General features: G+C 70.6%; 17 protein-coding genes. 14 read left to right on the forward strand and 3 right to left on the reverse strand.

Translation table 11 applies throughout. The annotated features are described in order from the left end of the window. Positions 1-87: 87 nt before the first annotated feature. The 3 genes from WFH32_RS09435 to WFH32_RS09445 all read left to right on the forward strand — a co-directional run bounded on the left by WFH32_RS09435 (position 88) and on the right by WFH32_RS09445 (position 1368). Positions 88-615, forward strand: coding sequence for an SRPBCC domain-containing protein (locus WFH32_RS09435; RefSeq protein ID WP_336707107.1), 528 nt, complete (start codon positions 88-90; stop codon positions 613-615). After that, on the forward strand, positions 612-926 hold the full coding sequence (locus WFH32_RS09440; RefSeq protein ID WP_336707108.1) for an ArsR/SmtB family transcription factor: 315 nt from the start codon (positions 612-614) through the stop codon (positions 924-926). The genes WFH32_RS09435 and WFH32_RS09440 overlap by 4 nt, the downstream gene beginning before the upstream one ends. A gap of 136 nt (positions 927-1062) precedes the next feature. Beyond that, positions 1063-1368 (forward strand): hypothetical protein, encoded by a 306-nt coding sequence (locus WFH32_RS09445; RefSeq protein ID WP_336707109.1) that lies wholly within the window; start codon positions 1063-1065, stop codon positions 1366-1368. A gap of 66 nt (positions 1369-1434) precedes the next feature. Here the strand turns inward: WFH32_RS09445 and WFH32_RS09450 are convergent, their stop codons facing one another. Then, positions 1435-2133, reverse strand: coding sequence for a phosphatase PAP2 family protein (locus WFH32_RS09450; RefSeq protein WP_336707112.1), 699 nt, complete (start codon positions 2131-2133; stop codon positions 1435-1437). Positions 2134-2253: 120 nt separating this feature from the next. Here WFH32_RS09450 and WFH32_RS09455 point away from each other — a divergent pair, with 120 nt between their 5' ends. Continuing rightward, positions 2254-3045, forward strand: a complete 792-nt coding sequence (locus WFH32_RS09455) for a TIGR02569 family protein (RefSeq protein WP_336707114.1) — start codon at positions 2254-2256, stop codon at positions 3043-3045. Between the two features lie 22 nt (positions 3046-3067). Here WFH32_RS09455 and WFH32_RS09460 read toward each other — a convergent pair whose 3' ends face one another. Then, positions 3068-3319 (reverse strand): hypothetical protein, encoded by a 252-nt coding sequence (locus tag WFH32_RS09460; protein ID WP_336707116.1) that lies wholly within the window; start codon positions 3317-3319, stop codon positions 3068-3070. 107 nt (positions 3320-3426) lie between these two features. Between WFH32_RS09460 and WFH32_RS09465 the strand changes: the two genes are divergently transcribed. The 9 genes from WFH32_RS09465 (at position 3427) to WFH32_RS09505 (ending at position 14488) form a co-directional block, all read left to right on the forward strand. Next, positions 3427-3957 (forward strand): NUDIX hydrolase, encoded by a 531-nt coding sequence (locus WFH32_RS09465; RefSeq protein ID WP_336707117.1) that lies wholly within the window; start codon positions 3427-3429, stop codon positions 3955-3957. 101 nt (positions 3958-4058) lie between these two features. Next, a complete protein-coding gene (locus WFH32_RS09470; protein ID WP_336707119.1) occupies positions 4059-5567 on the forward strand; it encodes a hypothetical protein in 1509 nt (502 codons plus the stop codon). Continuing rightward, positions 5548-8211: a hypothetical protein gene (locus tag WFH32_RS09475; RefSeq protein WP_336707120.1), complete on the forward strand. Its 2664-nt coding sequence runs from the start codon at positions 5548-5550 to the stop codon at positions 8209-8211. The genes WFH32_RS09470 and WFH32_RS09475 overlap by 20 nt, the downstream gene beginning before the upstream one ends. Positions 8212-8484: 273 nt before the next feature. Further along, complete coding sequence (locus tag WFH32_RS09480; RefSeq protein WP_336707122.1) at positions 8485-9414, forward strand: cold-shock protein; 930 nt, start codon at positions 8485-8487, stop codon at positions 9412-9414. A 302-nt stretch (positions 9415-9716) separates the two neighbouring features. Further along, positions 9717-11597 (forward strand): molecular chaperone DnaK, encoded by a 1881-nt coding sequence (gene dnaK / locus WFH32_RS09485; RefSeq protein ID WP_191797981.1) that lies wholly within the window; start codon positions 9717-9719, stop codon positions 11595-11597. Further along, complete coding sequence (gene grpE / locus WFH32_RS09490) at positions 11594-12235, forward strand: nucleotide exchange factor GrpE (RefSeq protein ID WP_336707125.1); 642 nt, start codon at positions 11594-11596, stop codon at positions 12233-12235. Before dnaK ends, grpE begins: the two co-directional genes overlap by 4 nt. A 182-nt stretch (positions 12236-12417) precedes the next feature. Further along, positions 12418-13440, forward strand: coding sequence for a DnaJ C-terminal domain-containing protein (locus WFH32_RS09495; RefSeq protein WP_336707127.1), 1023 nt, complete (start codon positions 12418-12420; stop codon positions 13438-13440). A 38-nt stretch (positions 13441-13478) separates the two neighbouring features. After that, positions 13479-13985: a heat shock protein transcriptional repressor HspR gene (locus tag WFH32_RS09500; RefSeq protein WP_336707129.1), complete on the forward strand. Its 507-nt coding sequence runs from the start codon at positions 13479-13481 to the stop codon at positions 13983-13985. Positions 13986-14179: 194 nt separating this feature from the next. Then, on the forward strand, positions 14180-14488 hold the full coding sequence (locus WFH32_RS09505) for a DUF1540 domain-containing protein (RefSeq protein ID WP_336707130.1): 309 nt from the start codon (positions 14180-14182) through the stop codon (positions 14486-14488). 89 nt (positions 14489-14577) lie between these two features. Here the strand turns inward: WFH32_RS09505 and WFH32_RS09510 are convergent, their stop codons facing one another. Beyond that, entirely contained in the window at positions 14578-15345 is a 768-nt protein-coding gene (locus WFH32_RS09510; protein ID WP_336707132.1) for a hypothetical protein, read from the reverse strand. A 235-nt stretch (positions 15346-15580) separates the two neighbouring features. On the opposite strand from WFH32_RS09510, the gene WFH32_RS09515 reads away from it, so the two are divergent. Then, a complete protein-coding gene (locus tag WFH32_RS09515; protein WP_336707134.1) occupies positions 15581-20203 on the forward strand; it encodes a sigma-70 family RNA polymerase sigma factor in 4623 nt (1540 codons plus the stop codon). The last annotated feature ends 66 nt before the right edge of the window (positions 20204-20269 follow it).

Genomic DNA, 20269 nt, shown 5'->3' on the forward strand with positions numbered 1-20269 from the left:
GAAGGGTTGCGCCCGGGGAGAACTTAGTGCAACTCTAGAGTTGCACATCCTGTTCGAGACCCGGCACGACCCGAGAGAGGAACGACCATGACGACCACCGACCAGCAGGCCTCGATCGACACCGAGGCGTTCCAGGTGACCCGCACCCTGATCGTGCACGCCCCGCCGTCCAGGGTGTGGGCCGCCCTCACGCGCGACGACCTGATCGCCCGGTGGTTCGGCCAGGAGGCTCACCTGCCGGACCTGCGAGTGGGCGGTGAGGGGACGTTCGGCTTCGACGGCTACGGACACTTCGCCGTCCGCATCGAGGAGTACGACGAGCCCACGGCCTTCGCCTTCACCTGGACCAACCAGGCCGGTGCCGAGCTGCGCCCCGACAGCTCGACCCTCGTCCGGTTCACGCTGACCCCCGAGGGTGAGAGCACCGTCCTCGCCGTCGTCGAGTCCGGGTTCGAGCGTCTCGGCGACCGCGCCGAGAGCGCGATGACCGACAACCGCTCGGGATGGACCGAGGAGCTCGACGAGCTCGTCGCGTTCGTCGAGGGGCCGGGATTCCCGGCGGGGGACGCCCCCGTCGAGAGCGTCGCGCGCTCCGCCGACGGCCCCGCGGCGTGAGCACGGAGACGCTGGCCCCCGTGTTCGCGGCGCTCGCCGACGACACGAGGTGGCAGATCCTGCAGGAGCTGGGACGTGCGGACCTGTCGGCGTCCGCGCTCGCGACCGTCCTGCCCGTGACTCGGCAGGCGATCGCCAAGCACCTGGCCGTGCTCGCCGAGGCCGGGCTGGTCGAGCCCGTGCGCGTCGGGCGCGAGGTCCGCTACCGCGCGATCGGGTCCCGCCTGGGCGAGACCGCCCGGGCGCTCGACGCGATCGGTGCCGAGTGGGGCCGCCGCCTCGCCGCGATCAAGCGGATCGCGGAGGGATAGGTGGTGCCGGCCGGTCCGGTGGGTCGGCCGGCTCGGTGCCCAGCATGCGGCCGGCGTCGCGATTCCGCCGTTGCGCGACGCCGACCGCATGCTCGAGGAACGCCGACCGCATGCTCGGCAGCGGTAGCGTGGGCGCGTGCCACTCACGCTCTGCGTCCTGCTCTGGGCCGTCGACGGTCAGGTCGACCCCCTCACGCGCTACGAGGACGAGGTCCTCGCGCTCGTCCCGGTCCACGGTGGCCGGGTCGCCTCACGGGTGAGGAGCGTGCCCGGCGAGGATCCGGCCGTCCCCGCGGAGGTGCAGGTCATCGAGATGCCCGACGACGCCGCGCTCGCCGCGTACATGGCCGACCCCGCCCGCGTGGCGCTCGCGGACGTCCGGGACCGGGTGGTCGCACGGACGCAGATCGTGAGAGTGGAGCCGGTCGCGGACCGAGGGTGACCGTCGGCTCCGTCGAGGGTGACGGCCGGACCGGCCGAGGGTGACCGGTCCGCGCTGCCGCCGTCGTCAGACCCGCACCTGCGACGTGTCGCGGCGCAGGTAGCCCCACGCCAGGACCGCGCAGACGACGCCGTTGACGAGCCCGGCGAGGACGTCGGTCAGCGAGTGCATGCCGCGGTACAGCCGCGCGAAGCCGACCGCGAACGGGACGAGCACCGCGAGGACCGTGAGCACGACCCGGAGCGCGGGGTTCTGCACGCGTTGCGCGAGGAGCGCGAGCGTCAGGTAGAACGCCGTGGACGCGCCGGTGTGCCCGCTCGGGAAGCTCGACGTGGGCGGGGCGTGGTCGAGCATGTCGACCTCGGGGCGTGTGCGGCCCACGACGAGCGAGGACGTGAGGAAGATCAGGGCCTGCAGCGACACCGCGAGCGCGGGGACCAGGGCGAACCACCACTGCCGGGTCCGCCACCAGATGAGCGCGACCGCGAGCACGCACGCCCCGATGATGAACTCGGTCATCCCGATCGCGGACAGCATCTCGGTGACCGTGTCGAGGAAGGGCGTGCGGGCCTCGACGAGGGCCTGGTTGACCCCGGCCTCGCCGGGCAGGTTCTCGAGCGGACCCTTGATGAGGAACCCGAGACCCACGATCGCGACCCAGAGTGCGGCGCCCGGCAGGAACGCCCGCAGCGCCAGGTCGCGGGCGACCTCGCGGCCCGTCGGGCGCGAGGTGTCGAGCTCGTAGCGGTGGACGAACGGGTGCACGGGACCTCCAGGCGTGTCGGCGCGCGCCGACCTGTGGGCCGGGCGAGTTCCCGGACATTACGTGCACACGGGACGACTCGCACGGCGAGGCGCTCGGGGCGCCCTGGGTAGGCTCGCCCGATGCACCCACCCAGTCATGTCCTCGAGGCGTTCGGCGCCGTCGGACCGGCGACGAGGCTCGACGGCGGACGCGGCCGGGCCTGGCGCGTCGGAGACACGGTGCTCAAGCCGCTCGACGTGCTCCCGGCCGAGCTCGACTGGATGCGGGACCATGCGCCGTCCGGCAGGAGCGACCTCCGGCTCGGCCTGCCGCTCGCGAGCCGGTCGGGCGACCTCGTCGTCGACGGCTGGACGGCGTTCCCGGCCCTCCCGGGCGAGCACGTCGCGGGCAGGTGGGCGCAGATCGCGGACGTGGCCCACCAGTTCGCAGCAGTGTTCGACGGCGTCGCTCGCCCTGGGTTCCTCGACGAGCGGACGCACGCCTGGGCACGGGCGGACCGGCTCGCCTGGGGCGAGGATGCGGCGGAGGTGCCCGACGACGTCCCGCACCTCCCTGCGCTGCTCGCGGCCCGGCGGGTGGTCGCCGAGCCGTCGACGATCGTCCACGGCGACCTCACGGGCAACGTCCTGCTCGACGACGACCTGCCGCCCGCGGTGATCGACCTGACGCTCTACTGGCGGCCGGTGCGGTACTCGGTGGCGATCGTCGCCGTCGACGCGGTCTGCTTCGAGGAGGCGCCGTCGTCCCTCCTCGAGACGATCGACGCTGGGGACGGCTTCGCGCAGCACCTCGTGCGAGCGCTCGTGTTCCGTATCGCGACGGACTGGTTCAACGAGCTCTCGCTCGACGTCGACGACGTCTACGCGGCGACCGTGGCGCGGGTCCTCGACCTGGCGGCGCGTGGGCGCTGAGGACGCCTCCCGGACGGAGGGGTCAGCAAGCGTCGGCGGTCGTCACCCGAGAGTCACGCAGGACCACCGCGACGGTGCCCCCTGCGATCGCGAGGACGGGACCGAGCACGAACGACGCGACCTCGGCGGGCATCAGTCGACCGGCCGTCCCTCCCTCGTCCGCCGCGACGCCTTCGACGTAGCCCGTGTACGCGCCGGCCGCGAACAGCAGTGCTCCGGCGACGATCGCGAGCCAGCACAGGGCGAGAACGCCCCGTCGCAGACCTGGTGTCATTTCGTCTCCCCTTCTCGACCCCGCGGCTGCTGGAACCGTAACGCAAGGGCGTGGCCCGCCGTCGGGCAGGCCTGGAGCGCGGCGCGCGCGGCTGCGAGGATGCCTGGATGGCTGACGCGGAGACCTGGGACCTGCTCGACGAGCAGGGCGCCCCCACCGGGGAGGTTCACCGCCGAGGTGACCCCAGATGGCCCCCTGGCCGCTTCCACCTCATGGTGGCGACGTGCGTCGTCCGGTCCGACGGCCTGGTCCTGCTGACCCGCCGCGCCGCGACCAAGACCTTCCCGTTCGCGTGGGAGATCCCCGGCGGCAGCGTGCTCGCGGGCGAGACCGGTGCCCAGGCGGCCGTGCGCGAGGTGCGCGAGGAGACCGGGCTCGTCCTCGACGAGCGCGCGCTCGAGCGCGTCGGGAGGGGCGTCGAGTCCGCGTCGTTCCTCGACGTCCACGTCGCGACCGTGCCCGGTCGTCCACGGCTGGTCCTCGACCCGGCAGAGGTCGACGCCGCCGCCTGGGTCACGTGGGCAGACGTCGAGGTGCACCGCGCGGCAGGGCGGATGCCCGCTCCCTGGGTCGGATGCTTCGCCCCGCTCTGGCCGGACCTCGCCCGGAAGGTGGCGGAGGCGGCGGGACGAAGGTGATGACGGCCCAGCCTCGTTGCACTGGGGGACGACCTCCGGTTCAATGCTGGCAGCGAGCGCCAGCGCTCTGAAATGCACGATCGAGGAAGCATGGTGGGGCAATGACGGCCGAGGGGCTCGCGCTCACAGATGGACCCGGCTGGGTCGATCACTCCACTGACCCGATCATGGGCCTCTTTCCTCTTGCCGTGGAGCAGTTCCTGAACGCTGCGGTGGCAGTCAACGCCCCCGGTGTGACGACCGTGACGAACGCGGCTCGGTACTACCTGCTTCACCCGTTGGTCGCGGACGAGGCCGATCGGCGTGGCATGGATGGTGCCTGTGCCATGGACTTGCTGCGTCGGGTGGAGGTTGCGTTCGCCTTGATCTGCATGGCTCATCAGGGCCAGCCCGATCACTTGGACTGGTACCCGGCGGCGCACGGGCGTGATCGTCTGCTCGCAATGGCGAGACGAGGGAAGATCGACCTCGCCGTGGCTGCCGGAACAGGCGACGGTAGGTACGCCAACTCCAGGTCCGGCTTCCTTGGCCCTTACGTCGGATCGGAGGTGAGCCTCGGTCTCCTCGGGCAGGGAGGTCGAGGCCCCTTCAGTCCAGGTCCGGCGTACGACCGCTCTGTCGTTCATGGTGAGCTTGGCGCAGTACTGGAGCTTGCCACCTCGTCGACGCTCGAGTTCGCCGACCTCCTTGACTTCAGCTCGTTGTGCCTGTGCAAGACTGCGAACTCGGACGATGGAGGCCTCCTCGCGCGCCGTTTTGCCGGACGAGCCGACGAGCGCGGCACCGTCGCTGGGAACATCGGGCAGATCATGCGGTTGCTGGGCATCGCGATGTCTGAGGCCGAGATCCGGGACCGGGACGACCTTGGCAACTTTGTGATGTACAGCCCCGTGGTAACCCAGCACAGGCAGAGCACTGACCACTGGTTGCGATGGCGTGGCATCCGCACCCGGATGTCCTCCGTGAACGCATGGCGTCAGATCTTCGCCCACGTGTGTCGCTACCTGACCGCTGGGCCCCAGACGATCAGTCAGATGGGAGACCGTTTGGCCACGGAACTGCCTGGTGGCACCGTCGGCGCCTTCGTCGACGGCCTCCCGGCCGTGGCTGACAAGCAGGGCGTCCCGCTTTCGGCTGAGCTGGACGTGACGCACCGACCGGCTCCAGAGACACATCTCGCGACGCTCGCGCTTGGTGCGAGGCGGTTTGAGGCGCTCGATGCCGCCAGCCCGACCCGCTTGGGACTCGTCGGCCCGCCGGGTCACCGCTTCGAGTCCGAGGAACTATCGCCGCAGTGGGTGTCGAACGCTCTTGACGATTGGCGATCGCAGTCGATGGGCGAGTTCGCGAGGTGGCTGACGAGGGTCATGGTCAATCGCGCGCACCGCGTGACCATGGCCAAGTCACGCCAGCGTCGCGATGGCCGCTTTTCGATGCCTTTGCGCATCGACGTCCAGGACGACCTCGTGTGGAAGCACTGGGGTGAGGCGACGACCGAGCCGTCGATCCGGTGGACCCAGCTGATGTCGATGGGACGACAGACAGGGATCTTCGAGGTAGCCGAGGACGGACTGTGGACGGTGGGGGCTCGTGGTCACCTCCTCGACTGACCCGACGGTCGGCCGCTTCGCCAGGGTCTCGTCGCTGCGGTCTTACCTGTACGCACTGCCCGATCTGAGGGACCGGCCCTATTCCGAAGCGCTGTTCACGACGTTCAACGTCGACCTCGGCTATTTCGAAGGCCACATCCTCGGCCCGGCCCGTGCCAGCGGAGCGGCAGTGACGGTGATCGCTGACGGCGCGCAGTACGAGCCGGACCCGCGCGCCGTCCGTGGAGCAGGAAGCAGCTATGCGGTCGGCGTCGTCGACTTGCCGACAGCGTTCCACCCCAAGGTCAGCGCGCTGGTCGGCCATGACCGCTTACTGCTCGCGATCGGTTCGGGCAACCTGACGACGGGCGGCTGGTTGGGGAACGATGAGACGCTGTTCATCGCGCAAGGCACGACGGCGACTGGTATTCCTGCGATCGCGGGCCAGGTGGCAAGATGGTTGAAGTCGATCGAGACGCTCCGTGTGAGCAGGGCTGGGCGTGCGGGAATCGAGCGGACCCGACTGGCGATCGAGCGTCTTCTCACGTCGAACGAGGTCGTCGACACGAATCACAGACTCGTCACGACGTCGAGCGGCCCGATCCTCGACCAGCTCCCCGACGGGCAGGTCGACGAGCTGTTGCTCCACGCGCCGTTCCACGACGACAAGGGCACAGCCCTGGGAGCCCTGCTGGACCGTTACCGGCCCAGACAAGTAAGCATCGCCGTCCAGCCCGGACGAACCATCATCGACCCGAATCCTCTCGCTGCAGCGGCACGCTCCCGTGGCGTTGATCTGACGTGGCACGACGCGGGTGGCACCTATCGCCACGGCAAGCTCATCGAAGCCGTGTCGGGCGGCCGCCGATGGGTCTTGACGGGCTCGCCGAACCTTACTGGGGCGGCACTGTTGCGGCAGCTTGGTGCAGGTGGCAACTGCGAGGTGGGGGTCGTTGCGACGACCGATCGATCGCTCTATCCCGGGGAGGGGGCTCCGCTCGCTGTCGGTGACGTTCCCTCGCGAAGGATCCTCGTGGCGCCAGGGGAAGTGTCTCGCTCCTCGCAGCACGTTCCCGTCCTCCTTGGAGCAACGCTCGACGGCGAAGCGATCGTCATCGAGCTGTCGCGACCCGCACCGTTTCCTGTCACCGTCGAGGTCAGTGAATTCAGTGACCTACCTGAACGCTCCAGCGTGCTAGGCCAAGTACCTGCTGGTGCCACCGAGGTTCGAATCGAGGTCACGCGTGAGTTCGGAGCACGATCACGGGTACGCATCAGCTTCGAGTCGGACGGTGACCGATACCGCGGACCCTTGCACTTCCTCGCTGATCCGCATGCGATCCTGCACCGCGTCCCGTCTCGTCGCTCGTCGAGCACCAACTCCGATGTCGACTGGCGAGCCCTCTTCGGAGACGACGCACTGCTGCGGGACTGGACCCGCACCTTGGACAAGGTCACCCGCGAGCAGCGTGTGCTCCCGGCCGTCGGGTCACGCCCTACGTCGAGCGCCCAATCAGCTGCGATCGGGAAGAGAGGCAGAGGCCGCACGTTCGACGACGAAGAAGGCTGGGCACAATACTCAGTGGACGCGATCGCCCGACTCGGGCCGACGCTCGCCCACGAGACGTCCGGCGGGCTGATTCTTCCCCAACTCGCGACGCGCGCTCGAACCACGATCAGTTCGAGCGACCCCATCTGGGCCGACACGTTCGATGCCGACGAGTCCAACTTCGACGACTCACAGACGGCGGAAGACCTTGACGGGGACCGCGCACCCGAAACGGACACGTCCGGCCCGGCCGACCTCGCCACGCCGCAACTGAAGCAACGCTTCCGGTCGTGGGTGAACAGCCTCGCCACAACGGTGGCCGAACGTCCTGCACTGGACCGAATGGCTATCACTCGGATGCTGCTCATTGCGTCGCTCGTCCACGTGTGGGACGAGGACGTCGCATGGTTTCATCCCCTCTATGCCGCGACGCAAACCCTTTCGCGTGACGACGTCCCCGCTCGGATCTCTCCGGCCGCGGGAGCTCTTTCGGCCGTCTGTCTGTATCGCCTGAACCAGGGAGCATCGCCAGATCGACGGACGGGGACAGGGTTGCACTATGTGCAGCTCGTCGAGCAGCTCCTACCTCTGATCGCGGCACGGGACACCGGGCACGTCTCTAGCATCGTCTACAGCGTCTTCGGCACGTCCGCAGTCGCAACTCACCCTCAGGATGTGCTCGACCTGATCGAAGGCATCCTGGACAAGAACCCATGGTCCGAGATCGTCGAGTCCATCCAGCGCACACACCCTGACTGGGACGTCGAGCTCATTGAGGGAACGGTCAACATCGAGTCGCGCAGCGGGTCGCACTTCAAGATCGCTGCCGCCGCCCTCGAGCTCATGCCGAGGGGCCTCTCTGCCGCGATCCGTGTGACCTCCGGGCGACAGCTCGAAGAACGCGTGTATGCCCGCCACGGAGACGTGCTTGTCCTTCAGGACCGACTGGGCACCAGGTTGGTCTGGAAGACATACCGGCTCAGCAGTCTGGTGTCCCCGTCCGTCATCCAGGGCAGCCCCGACGCCGAGGCGCGGGCTCGAATCGACGGTGCGCCCTGGTCTGGCCTCTCAGCCACCGCGCGCACAGTGCTCGATGCTGCCGGTGTAACCGTGTGACCGTCTAAACGTGCGTCTCCACCAGCGACTCCACGCCGTGAGCCCGTCTGCCACGACGTGGCCCGGCCACCACCGCCCGCGAACGGCTGGTCGGTCTCATCGTTCCCGGTCTCGCACCTGCTGACCGCGCTTCGGTCCGGGCCGTGCGGATGCCGGACGCTCCGCGCTACGAAGCGTGTGCCAACCGCGTCCGAAACCGTTCGGCCCACCCGTCGTCGGTCCCGCCGGGGGACAATGGGTGACAACACTGTTTGCCAAGACGAGGAGTCCTAGGTGCCCCAGGGAACTGTCCGATGGTTCGACGCCGACCGAGGTTTCGGCTTCATCGACCTCGGGAACGAGGCGGAGGACCTGTTCGTGCACGCGTCCGAGATCCTCGACGACGACGGACCGCGGGTGCTCCGTGAGGGGCAGACCGTCGAGTTCGAGGTCGGGGAGGGAGACCGTGGACCGCAGGCCCGCCGCGTCCGCGTCACGGGAGACCGGGCCGCCGACGCGCCCCTGGGCGTGCTCGGCACCGTCAACTGGTACGAGCCGACCAAGGGATATGGGTTCGTCACGCCCGACGGCGGTCGCGGCGAGATCTTCGTGCACAGCACGGCCATCGTCGGGGGCGGCGTGATCTCGGAGGGCCAGCGGGTGGCGTTCCTCGTCGTCGACGGCGAGAAGGGGCCGCAGGCGGACCATCTGCTGCCGCTCGGGGCCGAGGCCGCGCAGCCGGCGTCGGACGGCGCGGACGGCACGGTCTCCTGGTACGACGACGTCAAGGGCTTCGGGTTCGTCGCTCCCGACTCGGGTGGCGACGACGTCTTCGTCCACGTCAGCGCGCTCGGCTCGGGGCTGACCGAGCTCTCCGAGGGAGACCGCGTGACGTACGACGTCGTCGACGGCGACAAGGGGCCGAACGCCCGCAACGTGCAGCTCGCCCGCGGCTCCGGAGGTGCGCGCGGCGCCACGGACCGTGGTCGGCCAGGCCGTCCCGCCGCGTCCGGCGGGCCGGTGCGCGGAGGTGAGGGCACCGTCGCGCGCTACGACGAGGAGCGCGGGTTCGGCTTCATCACCCCCGACGACGGGGGCCTGGACCTGTTCGTGCACGTGTCGGTCGTGCGGGGCACCGAGGTCCTGGAGGAGGGCGACCGGGTCCGGTACAAGGTGCGTCAGAGCGACCGGGGACCGCAGGCCGACGCCGTCGAGCTGGTGTGAGGGAGACGACTTCGTGAGCGAGAGGCCGGCCGGTTCCAGGCGAACCGGCCGGTCACCCGATCGGGAATACCCCGCCCTACCCCATAGTTGAGCCTAGTGGACTCAAGTTTCGGACCCCTTCGCTTGCGCGACGCCACGGACCGGCATAACTTGAGTGAAGACGACTCAACCGGCAGTCGGGTGGAGACACCCAGCAGGGGAAGGTCCGGACGTGCGCGCCACCACGCGCCGTCGGGCACGGGAACCTCCGCGGGCTGCCGCACGGACGACACCACACGCAGCAGAACAACGGAGGCACGAACATGGCACGAGCGGTCGGAATCGACCTGGGCACCACCAACTCGGTGGTCGCCGTCCTCGAAGGTGGAGAGCCCACCGTCATCGCGAACGCCGAGGGCGCTCGCACGACCCCGTCGGTCGTCGCGTTCTCGAAGACCGGCGAGGTCCTCGTCGGCGAGATCGCCAAGCGCCAGGCGGTCACGAACGTCGACCGCACCATCACGTCGGTCAAGCGCCACATGGGCACCGACTGGTCGGTCGAGATCGACGACAAGAAGTACAGCGCGCAGGAGATCTCCGCGCGCGTGCTCGGCAAGCTCAAGCGCGACGCCGAGGAGTACCTGGGCGAGCCCGTCACCGACGCGGTCATCACCGTCCCGGCGTACTTCAACGACGCCGAGCGCCAGGCGACCAAGGACGCCGGGCAGATCGCAGGCCTCAACGTCCTGCGCATCGTCAACGAGCCCACCGCCGCCGCTCTGGCCTACGGCCTGGAGAAGGGCAAGGAGGACGAGCTCATCCTCGTCTTCGACCTCGGTGGTGGAACGTTCGACGTCTCCCTCCTCGAGGTGGGCAAGGACGAGGACGACTTCTCGACCATCCAGGTCCGCGCGACCTCGGGCGACAACCGCCTCGGTGGCGACGACTGGGACAACCGCATCGTCGAGCACCTCATCCAGCAGGTGAAGAACAGCTCGGGCGTCGACCTGTCCAAGGACAAGATCGCGCTCCAGCGTCTGCGTGAGGCCGCCGAGCAGGCGAAGAAGGAGCTCTCGTCCGCGACGAGCACCAACATCTCCATGCAGTACCTCTCGATGAGCGAGAACGGCCCCATCCACCTGGACGAGAAGCTCACGCGCGCCCAGTTCCAGCAGATGACGCAGGACCTCATCGATCGGACCAAGGCGCCGTTCCACGCGGTCATCCGCGACGCCGGCATCTCCGTCAGCGACATCGACCACATCGTGCTCGTGGGTGGTTCCACCCGCATGCCCGCCGTGACCGAGGTCGTCAAGGAGCTCACGGGCGGCAAGGAGCCCAACAAGAGCGTCAACCCGGACGAGGTCGTTGCCGTCGGCGCCGCGCTGCAGGCCGGTGTCATCAAGGGCGAGCGCAAGGACGTCCTCCTGATCGACGTCACGCCGCTGTCCCTGGGCATCGAGACCAAGGGTGGCGTGATGACCAAGCTCATCGAGCGCAACACGGCCATCCCGACCAAGCGCAGCGAGGTGTTCTCGACCGCCGAGGACAACCAGCCGTCCGTGCTGATCCAGGTCTTCCAGGGTGAGCGCGAGTTCGCCCGCGACAACAAGCCGCTGGGCACGTTCGAGCTCACGGGCATCGCCCCGGCCCCGCGCGGCCTGCCGCAGATCGAGGTCACCTTCGACATCGACGCGAACGGCATCGTCCACGTCGGCGCGAAGGACCGCGGCACCGGCAAGGAGCAGAAGATGACCATCACCGGCGGCTCCGCGCTGCCGAAGGAGGACATCGACCGCATGGTCAAGGAGGCCGAGGAGCACGCGGCCGAGGACAAGAAGCGTCGCGAGGAGGCGGAGACCCGCAACCAGGCCGAGTCCTTCGTGTACTCGACCGAGAAGCTCGTCGCGGAGAACAAGGAGAAGCTCCCCGCCGACGTCGTCACCGAGGTCGAGGCCGACATCGCGTCGGTCAAGACGGCCCTCGAGGGCACGGACGCGGACGCCGTGAAGTCGGCCCACGAGAAGCTCCTGGCCTCGAGCCAGAAGATCGGCGAGGCGCTCTACGCGTCGGCCGAGCGTGAGCAGGCGGCGGGCGACCAGGGCGCCGCTGACGCGGACGCCGCTGCGGCCGCCGGTGCGACCTCGGCTCCCGACGAGGACATCGTCGACGCCGAGATCGTGGACGAGGACGACAAGAAGTGACGAGCGACGCGCAGGGCCCCGAGGAGCTCGGCTCCGAGGACCAGCCCTTCCACTTCACCGACAAGCGCAAGGTGACCCCGGAGGGGCGGCCCAAGGAGGCTGCCCCCGAGGGGGCCGCCGGCTCGGCGGGCAACGACGCCGAGCAGGACCCGCTGGCCGGGCTCGACTTCGAGCCCACCGGATTTGACGGCGACGACACCGTGGATCCAGCCCTGCTGGCTGCGCAGTCCGAGGCAGCTGCCCACCTCGACGCCCTCCAGCGCGAGCGGGCCAGCTTCACCAACTACCGCAACCGGTCGCTGCGCGACCAGGAGGCGGCGCGGGTCAAGGGCGTCGAGGACGTCCTGGCCGCGCTCCTGCCGGTCCTCGACGACATCGACCGGGCGCGCCAGCACGGCGAGCTCGACGGTCCGTTCGTCGCGATCTCCGACAAGCTCGACGCGAGCCTGGCGAAGTTCGGCGTCGAGCGGTACGGCGTCGTGGGCGAGGAGTTCGACCCGACCGTCCACGAGGCGCTCATGCACCAGGTGGACCCCGAGGCCACGTCGGCCACGGTCAACATGGTCATCGAGCCGGGCTACCGGATCGGCGAGAAGATCGTGCGCGCCGCGCGCGTCTCGGTCGTCGGACCGGAGTAGAAACGGAGGTGGGAGCCAGGTCCTGCGGGCCCCGGCACCCACCGGACCCCGGATGCCCGACGGCGGAGCGCACCTTCCTCGCGAAGGTGACCTCCGCCGTCGGGCCCCCGGGAGCACGACCACTATCGATGTAGGCAACACCACCGGCCCCGGGGCCGGTGAGACCCATGAGAGGAGGCGCCTTGACCGGTCAGGACTGGATCGAGAAGGACTTCTACGCCGCGCTGGGCGTCCCCAAGGATGCCGACGACGCCGCGATCAAGAAGGCGTACCGCAAGCTGGCCCGTACCTATCACCCCGACCAGAACCAGGGTGACGCGAAGGCCGAGGCGAAGTTCAAGGAGATCGGCGAGGCCTACGCGGTCCTGTCCGACGCCGAGCAGCGCCAGCAGTACGACGCGATCCGTGCCATGGCCGGCGGGGGCGCCCGCTTCTCGGCAGGAGCCGGCGGACCCGCCGGCGGGGCCGGAGGGTTCGAGGACATCTTCGGCGGCATGTTCGGCGGCGGCGGCGGCGGTGGCGGGGGAGGCCGCGTGCGGTACTCCACGCAGACCGGCGGGGGCGGCGGCTTCGAGGACATCCTCGGGTCGATGTTCGGCGGCGGGGGAGCCCAGACCGGGTTCCGCCCCAACGCCGGCTACCAGCGCCCGCAGCCGGGGGCCGACGTGCAGTCGTCGGCGACCCTCGGGTTCCGGCCCGCGGTCGAGGGCTCGACCGTCAACGTCACGACCGAGGGCCGCACCATCACGGCCCGCATCCCGGCGGGTGTCCGTGACGGCCAGAAGATCCGGCTGCGCGGCAAGGGACGCCCCGGCGTCGCGGGCGGTGCCCCCGGCGACCTGGTCATCACGGTCCACGTCACGCCGCACCCCGTGTTCTCGGTCGACGAGAAGCACAACCTGCGCCTGACCGTCCCCGTGACGTTCGCGGAGGCCGCGCTCGGCGCGACCATCGAGGTCCCGACGCTCGACGGCAAGCCCGTCAAGGTCAAGGTGCCCGCGGGCACGCCGTCGGGCCGCACGCTGCGCGTCAAGGGCAAGGGCGTCAAGACGGCCAAGGCGACGGGCGACCTGCTCGTCACGATCCAGGTCGTGGTGCCGCAGAAGCTCTCGAAGGCTGCCAAGGAGGCCGTCGAGGCCCTCGCCACGGCGACGGACGGCGAGAGCGACGTTCGCTCCGACCTGTTCGGGCGCGCGGCCGAGTAACGGACCGACCAGGCACGAGGAGCAGCGAGGAGGACAGCATGGCCAGGAACGAGGCTCCCACGGGGAGCCAGATCCCGTTCAACGCGTACGACGACGCCCCCGTGCTCGCCATCTCGCAGGCCGCGGCGCTCGCCGGGATGCACCCGCAGACCCTGCGCCAGTACGACCGCCTGGGCCTCGTGACCCCGCGCCGCACCATGGGGCGCGGCCGCCGCTACTCCCAGCGGGACGTCGCCAAGCTCCTCGAGGTCCAGCGGCTCTCCCAGGAGGAGGGCATCAACCTCGCGGGCATCCGCCGCATCCTCGCGCTCGAGGAGCAGGTGAGTCGGCTCGAGGCCCGCCTCGACGCCCTCGCGACGCAGCTCGAAGGAGGGCGCGTGTTCGCGGCCGGGGTGAGCGGCGACGTCGTCATGGTGCCGCGAGGCCGGCGCGTCCGGCGGACGACGGCGGACCGGGGCGCGGAGCCCGGCCGTGGCGGCGGCCAGGTCGTCGAGTCCAGCGAGACGCGGGCCCTCGTCCTGTGGCGCCCGGGCCGAGGCTCCTGACCTCGGACGGTGCCGCGAGGGACCGCACCAGGACATTCGCAGAATGGCTTTACGTGCGGTCCGTGTGACGTAAAAACGGCGGAATTCCGCCGAAGTGAGTGAGGCCTTGCTTCCTATACAGGGGCCGTTTCAAGGAATACCGTGAAGGAAATGCACGGTTGAACGCCCCTGTCCTTCGAGCAAGGAGAAGTCCCATGAGCAGCCTGATGGAGATGCCCCAGGTCGTCGAGTGTTCGATCGACGGCTGCGGATACAACCACGAGCACGGCTGCCACGCCGGTGCCGTGACGATCGCCGCGCACGGCAGCGAGGCCGAGTGCGCCACGTTCATCCCCCTGACCTCCAAGGGAGGGCTGGACAAGGTCATCGCCCACGTCGGTGCCTGCCAGCGCGGGGAGTGCGCCCACAACGAGTCGCTCGAGTGCAACGCCTCGGCGATCCGCGTCGGAGCCGGGCCCCAGGGCGCGGACCACGCGGACTGCCTGACCTACAGCCCCCGCTGACCCTCGCGCTTCCCCCCCCAGCGCGATTCCCCACGACGCCCCGCTCGTCCCTCGCCGGACGACGGGGCGTCGTGGTGTGCGGGGGCGGCTCAGCGCGACAGGTCGTGGAGCATCTGCGCGGCGTCGGCGTGCTGCGCGGGAAGGGGCTCGACCCAGATGCGAGGCGGGCGTCGCAGGATCGCGGTCACCCCGAAGGTGAGCGCCGTGCGCTCGATCCTGTGCCGCAGCTCGGCACGTACCGGACCGACGTCGGCCGTGCGGGCGCAGAGCGCGGCGTAGATCCCGCCGCCGAGCGTCGCGACCGGGTGCCCGAGGCCGAACGTCTCCGTCAGGACCTTGCCCATGGCCGCGGCGCGGGCGACCTTCTGCCATCCGTCGATGCGTTCGATCGCGACGTCCACCAGGACGAGGCAGTGCGTCGCGGACGCGGGGGTGCCCAGGCGGTCGGCCTGACCGTAGGTCTCCTGGAGGCGCTGCACGAGGTAGGGCACCGTCACGAGGCCCGAGCGAGGGTCGGTCGTGGGCGGCGCGCCGGGAAGCAGCTCGTTGCCGACGGCCCACCCGGTGCTGACTGCCCGCAGCACGGTGACGTCGGGGGCCGTGCCCCACAGGTCGAACAAGCACGAGAGGTCGTCGATCGTCTCGCCGATGCTGATGCCGTCACGGCCGCGGGCCTCGCCGAGCCTCTCGGCCGCAGCGGCGGGGCACCGGGCGTCCGTGAGCGCCTCGACGAGCGCTTCCACGGCAGGGTGGTACCAGTCGCCTGGCCGCAGCCAGACGCTGTTCGTGCTGGCCGCCTGCCACTCGTCGAGCAGCGAGGCGACGGCTGGCTCGGGGTAGCCAGGTCGTAGGTCCATACTCATGAGACGTCCGAGGCCGGTGCTCATGACGCGACAGCGGCCGTCCGGTTTCTCTTTCATCCACTCGACACACCGACGGACATGCAGCACATTCCGTCGGTTCTGTCATCCTGACAGACGGACAAGACGGGCGAATCCGCGGTGAGACGTAGATAACACCACCGAATTTCCCGTCTAGGATGAACGGGAGGGCCTCACCTGCTGATGAGGCGGAGTCAGAGGCGGTAGGGGCATGACGCAGGTCGACACGTCGAGGGACGACGCCCCGACGAGCGATGCCGAGCTGATCACCGCCGTCCGCGGAGGTGACTACGCGGCGTTCGGTGCGCTGTACGAGCGGCACGCCGCGGCGGCACGCACGGTCGCGCGCCAGTACGTGCGCTCGGGGTCCGACGCCGACGACATGGTCTCGGAGGCCTTTGCCAAGGTCCTCGGCATCCTGCAGTCGGGGGGCGGGCCCGACGTCACGTTCCGTGCCTACCTCTTCACCGTCGTCCGGCGCCTGTCCTACGACCTGTCGAACGCGGGCCGACGCACGCAGCCCACCGACGACATCGAGACGTTCGAGAGCGCGTTCGGGCCCATGGCCTCGACCGAGGACCCCACGCTCCAGGGCTTCGAACGGTCCGTCGTGACCAAGGCCTACCAGGGGCTGCCGGAGCGTTGGCAGGCCGTGCTCTGGTACACCGAGGTCGAGGAGATGAACCCGGCCCAGATCGCCCCTCTGCTCGGGCTCACGGCCAACGGCGTCTCGGCGCTCGCCTACCGTGCCCGGGAGGGGCTGCGCCAGGCCTACCTCCAGCAGCACCTGACGGGCGCGAGCAGCGCAGGGTGCGAGAACGTCAACCCCCTCCTCGGCTCCTACGTCCGTGGTGGGCTCGCGAAGCGGGAGACCGCCAAGGTCGACGCGCACCTCGAGGAGTGCGGCGAGTGCCGGGCGCTCGTGCTCGAGCTCGGCGACGTCTCGCACGGCATGCGCGCCGTCATCGCCCCGCTGGTCTTCGGGGTCGCTGCGCTGGGCCTGGTCGGGACGGCTCTCCCGCTCACGGGTGGTGCAGCCGTCGGGGCCGGTGCCGCCGGTGCGACGGGGGCCGCGAGCGGTGCGAGCGGCAGCGCGGGGAGCGGTGCGGCCGGGGCCTCTGGTTCCGGTGCCGCCGGTTCCGGAGCCGCCGCAGGTGGCAGCGGGGCTGCGGCCGGTACCGGCGCCGCCGGAGGGGCTGCGGGGACGGGGGCCATGGGAGGCGCTGCGGCGGCCGGTGCGGCCGCCACGAGCGGTGGGCTCGGCGCGGCTGCGGCTGTCGGCGCGAGCGCCGCGGCCGGCACGGGGGCAGCTGCTGCGGCCGGTGCGACCGGCCTGGCGGCCTTCATCGCCGCATCGCCTCTGATCGCCGCCGCAGTGGGGGTCGTTGCGGTCGCGGCCGTCGGTGCGGGCGTCGTCGCCGTGTCCGGTGGCTTCTCGTCCGAACCGCCTCCGAGTGCGGGCGCCAGCCCCGACCCGTCAGCCTCGACGTCGCCGTCGGGCGCTCCCACGAGCGCTCCGACGGGCGAGCCGTCGGCACCTCCGAGCGGGGACCCCACGTCCCCGGCGAACACCGTGCCGCTCGCTGAGGCGCCCGCCGACACGAACCCCGCAGCGCCGGCCTCGAACGGCGACGCGGCCGCAGGTTCCGGCACGGCGCCGGCCGGTCAGGGCGAGCCGACGACGCCCCTCGTGCCGCCGACGTTCCCGTTGACCCCCGTCGCCCCCGTCGTCCCCGGTCCGGATCCCGTCGTCCCCGTGGACCCGCCGACCCCGGCGTCTCTCGACCTTGCGTTCGCGCCCCTCACGCTCGCTCCCCGGGACCCCGAGGACCTGACGCTCACTGCGTCCAACTCCGGCGGCACGTCCGCCGAGGAGGTCGTCGTCGACGTGACGCTCCCGCCGAACGTCTCGGTCGTGACCTCCGCGGTCACCGCGGGCCGGGGCGTCGTCCCGACGATCCGGCTCGCGGCGCTGCCGTGCGGCCCGGCGTCGCTGCAGGCCGACGGGTCGTCGCTCGTCACGTGCTCGGTCGGGGTGCTCTCTCCCGGAGAGACGACGGACCTCGTCATCACCGTCCAGGCCTCGCGCGGCGGGACCTACACGTTCGGTGGCACGGTGCACGGCAAGGGCCTGACCCCCGTCAAGAAGGAGTACGTGCCGGCGCCCGTGCCCTCGTACGGCGCCGAGATCGACCTGGTGACGCCGACCGTCGGCCCGCTCGTGAACCCTGGCGCGACCTCGGTCCGGCTCACGGCTCGCAACACCGGTGACGTCGACGCCCAGGGCGTGGCGTTCTTCGTGGGCGACCTGCCCGCAGGCGTCACTGCGAAGCCCCTGGACTCCGGGTGGACCTGCTCACCGGGGGACGCCTCCCTGAGGTGCACGCCGACTGGCGGTGCGGCCCTCGTGGCTCCCGACGGGAGCCAGACATACGGCCCGCCGGTATCCCTCGACGTCCTGCTTCTCGCGGGAGACGGGGCCGAGGCGACCACGGCCGGGCTCTCGTTCTCCGCGACCACGACCTCGGCCGGCCGGACGCTGAAGGACTCCGCGAGCGCAGAGCTCACGGTCGGCGAGCCCTGGGCCGGTGCGGACAAGGTCGCCGCCGGTGCCACGTTCGCCGCCCAGTGCGTCGACGGCGCCGCGACGGTCGTGCTGAAGGGCGTCGCCAACACGACGTCCTACGACGACCTCCGGGTGACCCTCGGCGTCGACGACGCGAACTCTCGGACGGCGTCCCTGCCCCGCGGTGCCACCACGCAGCTCGAGGTGCCTCACGACCTGCGCGTCCCGAAGGACGCCTCGGCGTCCCTGACGCTCGTGACCACGGTCGACGCGCGTGAGTTCACGCGGAAGGTCCCCGTGGCCGGCGTCCCTGCCAAGGACTGCTTCGTCCCGCAGTGGCTGTCGGGCGCCGACGTCACGACGCACACCAGCAACGAGGCGGGATCGGTCCGTCTCGAGGCGGTCGTCACCAACTCGACCGGTCGTCCTCTGGCGATCCAGGTCGACGACATGACGCCGGTGGGCGCAGAGGAGGCCTCCCGAGGGACGGCCATGATCGACCCGGGCGAGAGCGCGACGTTCTTCCGGTCGACCGGGGAGCAGGCCCTCGCCTCGGGTGACGTGGTCGTGCGTCAGCACCTCTCTGTCCCCGACGCCGACGGGGACCCGGGCGAGTACGACCAGCACCTCACGGTCGGCCATGCCGGGGCACGGATCGCGCCCCAGGCGGCGGCGCCCACGGTGGGCCAGTGCGTGTTCGACCTCGGGTCGCGGACCTCGGTCGCCGACGTCGTGTTCTCGTTCGACAACTCGGCCTCGACGCTGCCGGTCGAGTTCGACGTGGCCGGTCAGGACGGTCTGCGCACGGTCGTCGCCGCGGGCGAGAAGGCGACGGTGACCGCACCCGGTCTGCTGCGCGGGCTGGGTGCGCACGAGTTCACGGTCCTGGTGGACGGTCGGGTCGCCGAGTCGTTCACGCTCCATGGCGAGAGCTGCTACGTGCCGCAGTGGTCGCAGGAGGTGTCGGTCGCTGCGGAGAACGTGGGTGGTCAGGTGCGTCTGACCGGCACGGTCGTGAACACGACGGCCGAGGCGATGGACGTGCGGATGCTCGCGCCGGCGGGCCTGGGCACGAAGGACTCCGAGAAGGTCACGCTGGCCGCGGGGCAGACGGGCTCGTTCACGATCGACACCGGCCGCCAGTCCCTCGACGCAGGGAAGGTCACCTTCCGCCAGTACCGGTGGGTCACGGAGACCGGCGCCACGGGCAAGGGGTACCAGGGTGAGGTCGTCGCCACGTTCGACCGCGCGGTGATCGCGCCGAAGGCCACGGTCGCGGCCGGGCAGTGCGCCTACGACCCGGCCGCGCACGCCTCCGCGACCTCCGTGTCGCTCACCTTCGACAACTCGTCCTCGACGTTGCCGGTGCAGTTCACGGTCGCGGGCCGCGACGACCTCGCGCAGGTCGTGGCCCCGGGCAAGGTCGTCCCGGTCATGGCGTCGGCCGGGTACCAGGGCGCCACGTTCACGGTCTCGGCCGACGGACGGCAGGTCGCGAGCCAGTCGATCCCTGCGGCGAGCTGCTACGTCCCGAGCTGGTCGGCGACGCAGAGCGCCCGTGCGGAGGCGGCCGACAAGTCGGTCCGTATCGTCGGCACGTACACCAACACGTCACCGGGCACCGTGCGGGTGCGCATGTACTCGCCGACGTACGGCTTCGCGGGAGCGGCCGTCGACGTCCCGGCCGGGGCCACCCAGGAGTTCTTCCTGCCGACCGGCGTCACCCGGCTCCCCGCCGGGACCGTCCAGTTCCAGCAGTCGGTCACCGCTGACGGGGTGGCCCGCAGCAACACCGTGACCGCCAAGTACGAGGCCGCGCGCTACGACGTGTTCGCGCCGACGGTGGGCCCCCCGATCCTGGGCGTCTGCTACTTCGAGGACAACGAGCAGCAGTCGTACCGGCCGGTGACGTTCGTGTACGACAACATCGCCTCGACCGCGGCCGTCACGTTCCACGTCGAGGTGAACGGTGTGGTCGCGCCCGAGACGCACCGGGTGGTGCAGGACCAGAAGCGGGTCCAGCTCAAGGTGCCGAACGTGCCCGAGCGCGGCGCGACGTACCGCGTTGTGGCAGACTCCGGCCACTCGTGGACGTTCGAGGTCGCGGGGCAGACCTGCCTGCCGACCTGGCACTGGACCGAGGCCTACCGGGTGGGCGACCGCGTCGCGTACGAGGGCCGGAACTACATCGCGACGGCGTGGAGCGTCTCGGTCGTCCCGGACTCCGCGTTCGGTGCGTACTTCTGGCGCGACGAGAGCCGCGGCTGAGCGACGGCTCGGCGCACGACCGACGAGGAGGGGCCCCGGTGCGACGCCGGGGTCCCTCCTCGTCGG

The sequence above is a fragment of the Oerskovia sp. USHLN155 genome (assembly GCF_037145535.1).
Lineage (GTDB): Bacteria > Actinomycetota > Actinomycetes > Actinomycetales > Cellulomonadaceae > Oerskovia > Oerskovia rustica.

What these genes read in the sequence shown, in the direction of transcription:
- WFH32_RS09505 (WP_336707130.1), top strand. Translation starts at nt 14,180, where the DNA reads ATGAGCAGCCTGATGGAGATGCCCCAGGTCGTCGAGTGTTCGATCGAC.
- WFH32_RS09455 (WP_336707114.1), top strand. Translation starts at nt 2,254, where the DNA reads ATGCACCCACCCAGTCATGTCCTCGAGGCGTTCGGCGCCGTCGGACCG.
- WFH32_RS09435 (WP_336707107.1), top strand. Translation starts at nt 88, where the DNA reads ATGACGACCACCGACCAGCAGGCCTCGATCGACACCGAGGCGTTCCAG.
- WFH32_RS09465 (WP_336707117.1), top strand. Translation starts at nt 3,427, where the DNA reads ATGGCTGACGCGGAGACCTGGGACCTGCTCGACGAGCAGGGCGCCCCC.
- WFH32_RS09515 (WP_336707134.1), top strand. Translation starts at nt 15,581, where the DNA reads ATGACGCAGGTCGACACGTCGAGGGACGACGCCCCGACGAGCGATGCC.
- WFH32_RS09510 (WP_336707132.1), bottom strand. Translation starts at nt 15,345, where the DNA reads ATGGACCTACGACCTGGCTACCCCGAGCCAGCCGTCGCCTCGCTGCTC.
- WFH32_RS09460 (WP_336707116.1), bottom strand. Translation starts at nt 3,319, where the DNA reads ATGACACCAGGTCTGCGACGGGGCGTTCTCGCCCTGTGCTGGCTCGCG.
- WFH32_RS09470 (WP_336707119.1), top strand. Translation starts at nt 4,059, where the DNA reads ATGACGGCCGAGGGGCTCGCGCTCACAGATGGACCCGGCTGGGTCGAT.
- WFH32_RS09500 (WP_336707129.1), top strand. Translation starts at nt 13,479, where the DNA reads ATGGCCAGGAACGAGGCTCCCACGGGGAGCCAGATCCCGTTCAACGCG.
- dnaK (WP_191797981.1), top strand. Translation starts at nt 9,717, where the DNA reads ATGGCACGAGCGGTCGGAATCGACCTGGGCACCACCAACTCGGTGGTC.